Genomic DNA, 12,331 nt, shown 5'->3' with positions numbered 1-12,331 from the left:
TTACACCTAAAAAAAGCTGATAATCGTAATTGATATCAGCTTTTTTATGTCGTAATTATTCTATGGTAAAACTGAAGGTACTTCCTTTTCCTAATTCTGATACTACAGAAATATGACCGTTAAGTTTTTCAACTAAGTTTTTTACAGTACTTAGTCCAATACCTGTAGTCGATTTCACAAAATTATTATCTGCCGTCTTAAATATATCAAAAACTTCATCTTGCTGACTTACAGGAATACCTATGCCGTTGTCTTTAACACTAAATTCATGATGTGTCGCTGATGACTGATAGTTAATTTGAATGATGCGTTCAGTCTTATCATTATATTTAAGTGCGTTGTCAACTAAATTTATAAGAATTTGAGATAAAGCCGCTTTATTTATATCTTTTATAACAGTATCATTAAATAGGAGCTGATCATTTTTAGAAATGAGGATATGTTTTATGTTTTCAGCGATGTCACTTAATAGTATATCTTCTTTTGTTGATTTTAAAAGTTCATCTGCGGTATAGTACTTTAAAATACCATCAATATAATCTTTAAGAACCGTTGTCGAATCTTCAATATAATTTAAATACTGAAAGGCCTCATCTGATAACTCATTTTTGTTTTCAATTTTTAATAAGTTTGTTAACGATATAATATTTGATAAAGGTGATTTTAAGTCGTGTGAAACAACACTAGCAAATGAGTTAAGTTGTTTGTTACGCATTTCTAATTCTTGTTTTATGAGGTTTAGATTCGCATTCTTTTTTCTTAATTCTAATAAATTTACAGCCTGTTGTCCAAGAGTTTTTAGAGCTTGTATTTGTGTGTCATGGAGTTGTCTTGGCTGGTGGTCAAAAATGCAAATGGTACCTAAATTGTATCCTGATTGGTTAAGTAATGGTACTCCTGCGTAAAAAACGAGGTTTTGTTCTTCAAGCAAAGGGTTGTCTATAAACCGGATATCTTCTCTAGCATCATTTATAATGAATATATCATTTTCTAAAATGGCGTGTCCACAAAAAGAAGTATCTCTTGGAGATTCCGTAAAGTTGATTCCATAAAGAGACTTAAAAAAATTCCGATCTTTATCGAGCACTGTGATTAAGGCGATCGGAACATCACAAATCATTGCCGCCAATTCTGTTAGATTATCGTAATCTTTTTCGGGTAAAGAATCTAGTATATTATATGATTTGACGGCTTTAAGGCGTTCTGCTTCATTAGTAGGAAATTTAGGAGCTTTCATAAAAGTGAATTTTTAAGACTTAGGTAGATTTTTAAGGATAGAGTTATTAGTTATTAAACTATAGGGCATTAATATTTTGCAGATTTTCCTTTTGAAAGTGAATTTTCAATAAAATCACGCAAGTCGTCATTCGCTTTAATTAAATCGTCATTTCTTAAGTACATCATGTGACCGCTTCTGTAGCCTTTGAAAGAAAAACGATCTTTCATTTTTCCACTAGGATCAATCTGCCATTGCGAATATTTAGCAGAAAAATAAGTTGTTGCACCGTCATAATACCCAGATTGAGTAAATACTTTTAAGTAAGGATTTTGTGCCATAGCCTGACGTAAATTATCTCTTGTGTTATCCTTTGAATTGTCCCAACGCCCTGTGTTACCAAAGACATTGTACTTTAGGTCTGTTTTAAATCCTAATTCATTTTGAATATAATAATTAATAGCAGGAGTAAAAGAATGTAGCCAAGATGTGAGCTCAGGACTATAATCTGGGCTTGTTCCGGTTTCGACCTTATCTATTCCGATATATCTAGAATCTAATCGTCCTATGGTTTCTCCTGTTTTATCTCGAAGTAATTCTTTCCAGAAAAAACGATTTGGGACATCTAAATTTTGTTGTAAAATAACTTTCTCGGATAATCCCGAATAATAACTCATCTGTTTTGCAATGGCTTGTTTTTCATTGTCAGAGATAAAACCACCTTTAGCAATGGCAGGCATTAAATCGTTAATTGCAAAATGTTCAACTTCAGGTAATATGTCGAGTAAATCTTTATTTTGAAGCGTAGGATTTAGCATTTTATGATACCAAGCAGCAGCTGTGAAATATGGTAAATTTAAACTAGAAGCTAAAGGCCCACCAACTCTTAAGACTTTATAATCTGCAGGAGATACCATAATGACTCCATTTAAATACATCCATTGTTTATTTTGTAACTCTAACGATAATCCCATAACGCGAGTGCCACCATAACTCTCTCCGATAATGTACTTAGGAGATGGCCATCTGTTTTGTCTTGTGGTAAAGGTATTCATCCAACTAGCGAGATATTTAATATCGGCATTAATACCAAAGAATAATTTGTCATCTGGCATTTTTCCATTTTTATCGGCTATTTTTCTAGAATAACCCGTATTTACGGGGTTAATGAAGACAATATCAGCGACGTCTAAAATAGAATTAGGATTATCTTTTACGCCATAAGGCTGTATTGGGTAACCTTCGTCATCGATATTGAGAACTTTTGGTCCTGTATAGGCGATATGCATCCATAGTGACGCGGAACCAGGCCCTCCATTAAATGAATAAATAATTGGTCTGTTGTTATTTTTTACATCATTTGTTCTTTTGTAATACGTGTAATAAAGTGATGCGATTATGTTACCCTCATCATCCCAAACGGGTTGAAAACCTGTTTCCGCTTTATAATTAATTTGCTTGCCTTTTATTGTAACGGTATGATTAGTAACGTGTACAGTGTCAGTAGGGATTTTTATGTTTTGAGAAAAGCTAAACGTAAAAGTGGCGCACAAAAAGATGAATATACAATGTTTCATAGGGGTAGTTTTATTAGTAAAGTTTAAAGGTACTCATTTGAATGCTGAAAATTAGTACCTTTTAACATACTCAATTCGGAATTATATTTCCCGTTGTAATGTTTTTAACGATTATAAACCTGATTTTCTTGTTCTGCGACTCTTATAAATGTGGTACGTTTTGTTAACTCTTTTAAACGTTGTGCCCCAACATAAGTACAAGTACTTCGTATACCACCTAAAATATCTAGCAGTGTATCTTTAACATCTCCTTTGTATGGGACTTCAACGGATTTACCTTCACTAGCTCTATATTCTGCAACACCACCAACATATTTACTCATAGCTGTAGCAGAACTCATACCATAGAATTGTTTGTATTGCTGTGCATTGCGAGTGATAAGTTCTCCACCACTTTCGGTATGGCCAGCAAACATGCCTCCAAGCATTACAAAGTCGGCGCCAGCACCAAAAGCTTTAGCAACATCACCAGGTGTTGAACAGCCTCCATCGCTAATAATTTGTCCACCTAAACCATGAGCAGCATCTGCACATTCTATAATTGCAGATAATTGTGGGTAGCCCACTCCTGTTTTAACTCGTGTAGTACAAACGCTACCAGGACCAATTCCTACTTTTACGATATCTGCACCAGAAAGTAATAATTGTTCTACCATTTCTCCGGTAACAACATTACCAGCAATAATCACTTTGTTTGGATATTGTTCTCGTGTTTGTTGTAAATACTCTACAAAATGCTCAGAATACCCATTGGCAACATCAATACATATAAATTTTAATTCTGGATGGCTTTTAAAAACTGTCTTTAATTTTTGAGCATCCGCTTTTCCTGTACCAGTGCTTATAGCGATATAGTTTATAATATTTTTTGGAGCTGTATTTAAAAAAATATCCCACTGTTTGGTAGAATAATGTTTATGAATGGCTGTAAATAATTTTTGTTGAGATAAGGCTAGAGCCATTTCAAACGTACCAACAGTATCCATGTTGGCTGCCATTATTGGTATTCCTGTCCAATTTGCTTTACTATTTAAAAACGTAAAATCGCGTTCCAAAGTTACTTGAGATCTGCTCTTTAGGGTGGAGCGTTTGGGGCGAATCATTACATCTTTAAAGCCTAATTTTATATCGTGTTCTATATGCATCTTTAAAAGCATTATTGGTAGCTTTCAAAAATACAAGTTCTTTGAAAAACGAAGATTGTAATTCTATTTGTCTTATAATGTTTTATTAACAATTGTTTAAAACAGGATTTTAAAAGAAATGATTCTTAAATATTAAGTAATATTAAGAATATTGTATTTAAGTGCTTGATTTTCATGTGTTTATTGTTTTTTTTTGTTGTGGACTTTAAAAACCTTCAAAAACCCCTAAACCAAATAGAGCAAAGTCGTATTTTACAGGATCGGTTACATCTAGTTTTCTAAGATTAGCGTCTAATTCAGCTAAGGCTTTTCCATCATTTTGTTTACGTTTAAGAAGTCCTAATTTTCTAGCAACATTTCCAGAATGCACATCAAGTGGGCAACTTAATTGCGAAGGTGATAGTGAATTCCATATTCCAAAATCAACTCCGTTCTTGTCATTTCTTACCATCCAACGCAAATACATGTTAATTCGTTTGGCCGCTGAATTTTTTAAAGGATCACTGACATGTTTTTCAGTCCGATCCAAATGAGGGAGTTCAAAGAATACATGTTTAAAATGATGAATACTGTTTTGTAGCGAATCGTCTTCGGCATATTTTGAAAATACAGCTTCTAGTCCATTGTGATTTTTATAAATGTGTTGTAAACTCTTAACAAACTGTATAAAATCATTGCCATTAAAGGTTCTATGAACAAATGGCGTTAACCGTTCTAAATCGGTTTGTTGATGTTGTTTGATGAATTCAAAAGGGGAGTAGTCTAATAGCTCCATCATCTTATTCGCATTATTTATGATGCTTTTACGATTTCCCCATGCAATGGTTGCTGTTAAGAAGGCAGCAATTTCGACATCTTCTTTTTTAGAGAATTGATGCGGAATTTGGATAGGGTCGCTCTCAATAAACTTTGGATTATTGTAAAGATTGACTTTTTCGTTTAGAAAGTCTTTTAATTCTGATGAGTTGAGTTTCAATATTATTCTATAATTTGAGTTGTAAAAATACAGCTTCTTTATTAGTGATGGTAAAACTCAGTTTGAATAATGATAACAAATCATTGTAAAGGGGTATGAGATTAGTGGTTACAATTATCTTTATTCAAAATTAGTTTTTGTCAATATGGTTAGAACTATTTAAAAGTAATGAAAAGTCTAATCTTAATTGATTCCGTTGAAATTAATGACTATTATAAAAACGGAAAACCTAAAGTGTTTGGTCTTGTAAAGTATTATAAGCATGGTGAATATGTCTATGAGATGAAGGTAGGCAAATGTATTTGGTTTTATAAAGGAGGTTCAAAAACAGTAACGGTTTATGATAATTGGGGAGCAGATTTATCTACGTATTATTAGGATTCAAATAATAATTTGATCATGGACAATTAACGACAAGGATAGAAACTAAGGTAGCCAACTTGGATGAGTTTTTTTCTTCTAATAAGCACATCACATGCAACGTTTCCTTTACAAATTATAGTTACGACTATAAAATGTGTAAATTCTATATGAGAAAAGAAGGGTATTATTATAAAGGGAAGAGGACGGGACTTTGGGAATTTTATAAACCCAATGGAGCACTGCAAAAAGAAAAATTATTTGGAAAATTTCAAAAAAATAAGTAGGCTTGGTAACCCATCAGTTAAAATGGGAGAGCTATGAGTTCTATGGCAGATAAAAAAGAGATAATAGACTTTATTGGTGCGCGATATGCCGGAAAATAACCATTGTTAAGTTCACTGTATTCTAATTGTGTTTTTAAATGGTTTTCAGCTAAAGTTTTATAGATGTCTTTATTAACGATATATTTCCAGACTTTAAAGATTTTAACGTTTTTCGAAAATTTTCTTTTAAATCGATAAAGTGAGTCTTCTTGGCTGCCTTTTCCCCCTCCTAAGTTTAAATATTTTGAGCCTTCATTACTCGAAACAATACACATTTCATCAATAATAAGTTTTATGGGTTGTAGCTTAAAGTAGGCTTCATTAAGTCCTGATAAATGATACTGAACAATAGATCCTGTTTTTATAAATATAGCTCCAGCAATAATTTCTTGTGTTTCATTATGCTTACAGAGCATTAGCTTTGAGACAAAGTCGTTACTCGTTAAAAGTCTATAGTAATAGTCTTTACTGAAGTGATAACTCTCGTCAGCCCCAATACGCGTCATATTCTCTAAATATAATTTAATGAATGTATCAATATGCGCTTTTGTATGGCCTTCAAAGACGGAGCATAATCGGCGAGATTTATTTAAGTAAGTTCTTAAACGTCTATTGTAGGTCGTTCTTAAGTCCTTTAGGGGTTTATTCAAATCAATAAATACAACCTTACCAAGTGAAACAATGTCTCCTAATCCATTTAAAACTGATTCACTTTCTTTAATAAAAGGATGGAACCTAGAGAAGACGGCTATGATTTTATTCTCATTAAAAAAAGTAGTGAGTTCATTATGAAACTGTTCTGGATTAAAATCCTTACCAATATTTAGAGCTAATAAACCAGCATAACCGTAGACAGATGTTGCATCTTTATAGTCTGAGTCTTCTATGTCTCTTAAAAGAAAAGGTAGTACTAAAGATGTATGCCCATCAGTATAGTGGATTAGTATAGGGTGTTCGTTAGCGTTTTTGGAAAGTTGATGATAGTCATAAGTATGGTAAAAATCATAATGCTCTATTGTGGATAATAGAGTTTTCCATTCTATAATATCATTTATGACTTTAATCAATTTGATGAAAATTTATGACTAAAGTTAATGAATTATTTAGATATAAAACTGGAATATTAAAAAATAAACATCTATAGATGTTTGGTTTTTAGGTGATTCGGTTGTTTGTGTGCGTTGTGGTGTATACAATGAATGCTAGTCTGATTATTTTACAGCAATCATACTAATCTCAACATTGACAAATTTAGGTAAGTTAGCAACTTCTACAGTTTCTCTTGCTGGTGCTGTAGCTTCATCAAAATATTTTCCGTAAATCTCGTTTATTTGTTTAAAGTTATTCATGTCACTAATAAATATGGATGATTTAATGACGTTTTCAAACGTCATGTCTGCAGCTTCTAAAACGGCTTTCATGTTTTCCATAACTTGTTTGGTTTCTGTTTTAATATCATCTATAACCAATTCCATCGTTTCAGGATGTAAAGCAATTTGTCCTGAAGTATATAAGGTGTTTCCAGTTAAAACAGCTTGATTGTATGGGCCTATTGGTGCTGGTGCTTTTGTAGTGTTAATTATTTTTTTCATGACATTATCCAAAAAAATATGGATCTTTATTAATAGTTAGTACTAAAACAAATTTAATATAAATTATTGAGTTTTAATTGCTCTAAGTTTCTGTTGAAATAGAAGTTGGTTTTAAAATGGAATGGAGGCGGAGTTAAATTAAATCTTAGTTCCCAACCTTTTGGTCTGGTTGCTTTCGTTTATCGTATTTTAAATCTTTAAGCAAGCTAGATTTAATACCAATAAAGAAATTCCAAGATGTTCGATCACTAAATGGGATCCAAGTGAAATTCATATGCCAACTTAATAAATCGCGTTCGAAGCGCAATTGTGTATAAGTGAATCCTCTATTCAGGAAGTCATAACCCGAAGAAGCACCAATACTCCATCGTGGTGATATGTCTACATCTCCAGAAAACATGAGTGAGTGCGAGGATATTTTATCTTCACGTTTCGTATTGGTATAATTTGCAGAATAAGCCAACCTTAAACTCCAGGGCATTTTATAATTATAGAAATCGTTGTTCTCTTCCTTGTCTTCTTTGTTTTCATCGGTATCAGAGAGGCGCTTGTTAGCATAATCTTCTGATCGGCCAAAGAGATCGTCTGTTCGTCCGCCAGATCGTGCAGATTCTTGTGCAGATGCTCTTTTTTCATCAGATTCGTCACCAGAAAAACTTTCATTAGACAAAGTGTAACTCATGTTTACATTGGCTGCTGTTAATCTAAAAAGACTTCCTCCATTATCAATGTTAAATGTGTTAATAAGGTTGTTGTTACTATCTAGAGCATAAGGGTTAAGTGTTAGTCCGAAGTTAATGCTCATTTTTTTATTCAAAATTTGAGTACCACCAGTCATTCTAATAGGACTTATATTTAACGAGTCAGCGGCAAGATCGTAAGCTGTCGAAAAATTAAGCGTGTTTAATAAGGATATTTTTTCAGGTTCTGTTTTTGTGGAATCTTTAGAACGAACTTTAGCTTCAATATTGTTTCCAAGAGTCAATCCTATGCTACTAGAGTAACGGTTACCAGGAGTGCCAAACAGTGAATTTTCAAATCGGGTATATTCAACCTGGTCAGAAGTAGTTCCGTCGGCATCAACAACATCGTAGGTTTCGTAATATTGATCGAAAGCTGGACTAACAGAATAGCTCAAAGATGGTCTAAGAACATGTCTAATTGCTTTTATTTTGGCAGTCTTGTCTTCGTTTTCTAAATCGTACATACCATAAATAGTTGTACCAATACTGGCACCAAAATTATAAGTAGAAAAACGATCAAATCCACTTTGATCTACGGTTACAACTTCTTCGTTGGCTTGGTCATAAAAACGTTTGATTGTTTTTAATGTCCATGTTTCTTCAAAATTTGCATTGGCACTAACACTGAAATAATCAAAAACTTTAAAGTTGGTCGTAATGGGTATGCTATGCTTCATGCCTGTAAGAGCATCATCAAACATTTCACTTTTACCAAATAAAGTGTCGTTAGTTTTAATGCTATACTCACCTCTAGAAGATAATTGAAAATTAATATTATGAATTGCACCTTTTTTAGTTCCTGTTTTGGGAGCAAAAGGATAAACCCTTCCTATTGAGGTTTGCATAGTAGGTAAGGTTAAATTGATATCACCTGTATTTGTGTTTTGGCTATGTGTTGCTGTTAAGCTTAAATTAACTTGAGGTTCACCAGAAAACGTTTTTGAATAGGACACTGAAGAGGCTAATGTGTTATTCAAAAAGTTAGATTGGTTCAGTTGATTGATAGACTCTTGGTAATATGAGCTACTACCTAAGTTAACCGAAGCAGAAAACCGTGAGTTTGGATTGGCCTTACTGTCTTGGCTATGGGACCATCTAATATTATAAACGGTACTTTGACTAAAATCTGGAAATCCGCGTTCGCTACTCAATAAGTTTTCATATCTAAAACTTAAATTACCTCTAAATTTATAGCGTAAGGCATAATTGTTCTCTATTCGCAATCCGTAACTACCATTGGTATAGTAATCACCAAGAACCGCTAAATCTAAGTAATCATTAATGGCAAAATAGTAACCTCCATTTTGTAAATTATAACCTCTATTACTGTCTTCACCAAAAGTTGGAAAAATGATACCAGAAGTTTGTTTTTTAGTCATAGGGAAAAACGCAAATGGTAAGGCAATTGGTGTTGGAATTCCATAGATTTCCATATATGTTGGACCAACAATAACCTTTTTGTTAGGCACTAATTTCATTTTGGTAGTCACAAACTGATATTCCGGATTTCAATGTCTTCGGCTGTTGTAAATCGGCCATTTTTCATAAAATATACCGAATCATTTTCCTTTTTTGTTATAGGAGAATAGACTTTAAAACCTTGTTGTTCAGTTCTCGAATTAAAAACTAAGGCTTTCTTTGTTTCAGTATTAAAAACAATAGAGTCTGGTTCAATAACATTTTCACCTTGTTTAAAAATAGGGCGTTGAGAATACCCTGTAGAATCCTTTAAACGACCGGCATATACAAGATTTTTGCTGTAGTCAATAACAATGACACCTGCGGTAATTTCCATATCTTGATATATAACTTCGGCTTTGTTATATAGATATATTTTTTTCTTTTTTTGACTCAAAGACACATAGTCGGACGCTTTGTATTTAACTGTGCCTTCTAGAAAATCGTTCTTCTTTTTTAGAGAGTCTTTTTTAGTAGAATCGACCTCTTTTATATTTACAGGAGGTTTTATTATAGTGTCAACTACAATTGTGGTCGAATCTTTAAGTTGTTCAACAGGAATAGCCGCCTTCTTTATTGGTAATTCTTGGGCGAAGCTAAAAGTGTTGATAAACACTGTAAAACTCAGGATAAAAAGTATGTGTAAGCTTTTTGTATGCAACGCTTTTAAATGTATTTTTGTAAAAATATGGCTCGGTTTTTGAAACGCCAAAAGTACAGCTATTTTTTTGTGATTATTTTATTAAAATTAGAAAATACTGTTTCACTATTTAGCATTAAATAATAAACCGAGAATGTAAACCGTTAAATTAAATATGCAAACGACACTAAAACCTACAATAGTATTTTTAACCCTATTATTTATAAGTACTTTAACATCTTATGCAACGTTGCAGGCGCAAGAAGACAAGTTTGTTGTGGTCTTGGACGCAGGACATGGAGGTCATGATTCTGGTAATGTAGGAAATGGTCATAGCGAAAAGGATATCGCTTTAAAGGTAACCTTGGAAGTGGGGCGAGAACTTGCTAAAAACCCCGATATTAAGGTTATTTACACGCGTAAAACTGATGTTTTTATAGAACTACATGAGCGGGCTAATATAGCCAATAAAGCAGATGCTGATTTATTTGTATCTATACATTGTAATGCACACAGCTCGCAAGCCAGCGGTACAGAAACATTTGTTTTAGGTGAAAAAAATACAGGACGTAATTTTGATGTTGCTAAACGCGAAAATGAAGTAATTTTTTTAGAGGACAACTATAAAGAGAATTATGCCGGATTTGATCCAAGTTCACCAGAATCTACTATAGCTATCGGTATTGAACAAGAAGTCTATGTCGAACAAAGTATTGTTCTAGCTCGAAAAATAGAGGATAACTTTATAAGTAAAGCGAAGCGTAAGAGTAGAGGATTAAAACAAGCGAGTTTGCTAGTTATTCGTAATACATACATGCCAAGTGTATTAGTCGAGGTGGGATTTTTAACCAATAAGAGTGAGGGAAGTTATCTAAATACTAAAGCTGGACAAACGAAAATGGCAGACGCTATAAGATCAGCTATAATTGATTATAAAAAGGAACTCGATCAAAATGTTGGGAGCCATATTTTACATGTTGATGCTGAAACCATGGTAGAAACAGAAGAGGCATCTCGAATTATAGAAGGTGTTACATTTAAAGTTCAGATTGCAGCAAGCTCCAGAGATTTAGAAGCAAAATCTTATAATTTTAAAGGTTTATCTGAGATTTCACGACAAAAATCGGGTAGTATTTACAAATACTTTAGCGGAAAAACCTCTGATTATAATAAGGCTAAACAACTTCAAAATGAAGCAAAATTAAAAGGATATACAGGAGCCTTTATTGTAGCTTACAGAGGAGACAAAAAAATTGATGTAGCAGATGCGTTAAAATCAGCATCAAATTAGAAACATTATTAATATATTTATTCCTAATTTTGTTAGCAAACTAAAGAAAACGCCCATTGAAAGTTACAAGAGAAGTAAAAACAGCAATATTAGTCCTAGCTGGTATCGCTTTTTGTATATACCTATTCACATTTCTGAAAGGAGAGGATCTGTTTGAAAATACGAATACCTACTACACCGAATTTGATTATAATGCGTTAAGTATGTCATCGCCGGTTACCATAAAAGGTAATAAAATCGGTAAAATTGAAAAAATAGACTACGATTTTGAGTCGGGTAAAACACGGATTTCTTTTACCGTAACTCCAGAATTGAAATTTTCTAAAAACAGCAAAGTTCGTTTATACCAAGATGGTTTAATGGGCGGAAATGCGTTGTCTATTGTTGAAGCAAATGATGGTGAAATAGCAGTATCTGGAGACTTTATTAAATCTGAAGTAAAACCTGGAATGATTTCGTCTTTAGAAAAGAATTTTTCTGGGATAAGTGAAGATTTAGGGACAACACTTCGTTCTTCAGATACCCTATTAACAAATATAAATGCTTTGGTTGTTGATGAGTCAGATAATGGTTTAAAACAAACAATAGCAGAATTAAATGCTACTTTAAAGACATTTAAAGGTGTAGGTTTTAAGGCCGATAATCTTCTAAGTAAAAACGATGAAAAAATAGCTTCAGTACTAGAGAATTTTGATAAAATGAGTGGCGAGTTAGCAATTCTAATAAAAGATCTCAACGACGCTAAACTTTCAAATACAGTTAAGAATTTAGATGATATGATTCTGAAATTTAATCAATTGGCAACTGGTTTGCAGGCAGGTGAAGGTTCTATTGGCAAATTATTAAAAGATGATGCGCTTTATCAGAACTTAGAAAATGCATCAAAAGAATTAGAGTTATTACTATTAGATATTAAACTTCATCCAGCAAGATACAGACGTATTTTGTCTAAGAAAGAGATTCCGTACGAGGAACCTACACAAGCGGAATTAAACAATAATTAGATC

Annotated in this window: 9 protein-coding genes and 1 pseudogene; 3 read left to right on the top strand and 7 right to left on the bottom strand. The window is 33.0% G+C overall.

Features of this window, described 5'->3' with window-relative positions:
* Positions 1-55: 55 nt before the first annotated feature.
* The 4 genes from ACXGSQ_RS14445 to ACXGSQ_RS14430 form a co-directional block, all read right to left on the bottom strand.
* Entirely contained in the window at positions 56-1,237 is a 1,182-nt protein-coding gene (locus tag ACXGSQ_RS14445) for a sensor histidine kinase (RefSeq protein WP_458626855.1), read from the bottom strand.
* 68 nt (positions 1,238-1,305) lie between these two features.
* Positions 1,306-2,793, bottom strand: coding sequence for a S10 family peptidase (locus ACXGSQ_RS14440; RefSeq protein ID WP_458626854.1), 1,488 nt, complete (start codon positions 2,791-2,793; stop codon positions 1,306-1,308).
* A gap of 104 nt (positions 2,794-2,897) precedes the next feature.
* Complete coding sequence (locus ACXGSQ_RS14435; RefSeq protein WP_458626853.1) at positions 2,898-3,938, bottom strand: GMP reductase; 1,041 nt, start codon at positions 3,936-3,938, stop codon at positions 2,898-2,900.
* Between the two features lie 205 nt (positions 3,939-4,143).
* Positions 4,144-4,920 (bottom strand): TIGR02757 family protein, encoded by a 777-nt coding sequence (locus ACXGSQ_RS14430; RefSeq protein ID WP_458629368.1) that lies wholly within the window; start codon positions 4,918-4,920, stop codon positions 4,144-4,146.
* A gap of 162 nt (positions 4,921-5,082) precedes the next feature.
* Between ACXGSQ_RS14430 and ACXGSQ_RS14425 the strand changes: the two genes are divergently transcribed.
* On the top strand, positions 5,083-5,292 hold the full coding sequence (locus ACXGSQ_RS14425) for a hypothetical protein (RefSeq protein WP_458626852.1): 210 nt from the start codon (positions 5,083-5,085) through the stop codon (positions 5,290-5,292).
* Positions 5,293-5,578: 286 nt separating this feature from the next.
* On the opposite strand, the gene ACXGSQ_RS14420 is transcribed toward ACXGSQ_RS14425, so the two are convergent.
* The 3 genes and pseudogenes from ACXGSQ_RS14420 to ACXGSQ_RS14410 form a co-directional block, all read right to left on the bottom strand.
* Positions 5,579-6,667: a peptidoglycan bridge formation glycyltransferase FemA/FemB family protein gene (locus ACXGSQ_RS14420; RefSeq protein WP_458626851.1), complete on the bottom strand. Its 1,089-nt coding sequence runs from the start codon at positions 6,665-6,667 to the stop codon at positions 5,579-5,581.
* A gap of 144 nt (positions 6,668-6,811) precedes the next feature.
* Positions 6,812-7,192: a RidA family protein gene (locus tag ACXGSQ_RS14415; RefSeq protein WP_458626850.1), complete on the bottom strand. Its 381-nt coding sequence runs from the start codon at positions 7,190-7,192 to the stop codon at positions 6,812-6,814.
* Between the two features lie 145 nt (positions 7,193-7,337).
* Positions 7,338-10,105 (bottom strand): annotated as a pseudogene (locus tag ACXGSQ_RS14410) (putative LPS assembly protein LptD).
* Positions 10,106-10,208: 103 nt separating this feature from the next.
* Here ACXGSQ_RS14410 and ACXGSQ_RS14405 point away from each other — a divergent pair.
* Both ACXGSQ_RS14405 and ACXGSQ_RS14400 read left to right on the top strand, forming a co-directional pair.
* Complete coding sequence (locus ACXGSQ_RS14405; RefSeq protein WP_458626849.1) at positions 10,209-11,324, top strand: N-acetylmuramoyl-L-alanine amidase family protein; 1,116 nt, start codon at positions 10,209-10,211, stop codon at positions 11,322-11,324.
* Positions 11,325-11,380: 56 nt separating this feature from the next.
* Positions 11,381-12,328, top strand: coding sequence for an MlaD family protein (locus ACXGSQ_RS14400; RefSeq protein ID WP_458626848.1), 948 nt, complete (start codon positions 11,381-11,383; stop codon positions 12,326-12,328).
* Positions 12,329-12,331 lie beyond the last annotated feature (3 nt).

The sequence above is a fragment of the Winogradskyella sp. PC D3.3 genome (assembly GCF_054366245.1).
Note: the sequence above shows the minus strand (reverse complement) of the source record. Positions and strands in the feature narration are given on the sequence as shown.

What these genes read in the sequence shown, in the direction of transcription:
- ACXGSQ_RS14405 (WP_458626849.1), top strand. Translation starts at nt 10,209, where the DNA reads ATGCAAACGACACTAAAACCTACAATAGTATTTTTAACCCTATTATTT.
- ACXGSQ_RS14440 (WP_458626854.1), bottom strand. Translation starts at nt 2,793, where the DNA reads ATGAAACATTGTATATTCATCTTTTTGTGCGCCACTTTTACGTTTAGC.
- ACXGSQ_RS14425 (WP_458626852.1), top strand. Translation starts at nt 5,083, where the DNA reads ATGAAAAGTCTAATCTTAATTGATTCCGTTGAAATTAATGACTATTAT.
- ACXGSQ_RS14415 (WP_458626850.1), bottom strand. Translation starts at nt 7,192, where the DNA reads ATGAAAAAAATAATTAACACTACAAAAGCACCAGCACCAATAGGCCCA.
- ACXGSQ_RS14435 (WP_458626853.1), bottom strand. Translation starts at nt 3,938, where the DNA reads ATGCATATAGAACACGATATAAAATTAGGCTTTAAAGATGTAATGATT.
- ACXGSQ_RS14445 (WP_458626855.1), bottom strand. Translation starts at nt 1,237, where the DNA reads ATGAAAGCTCCTAAATTTCCTACTAATGAAGCAGAACGCCTTAAAGCC.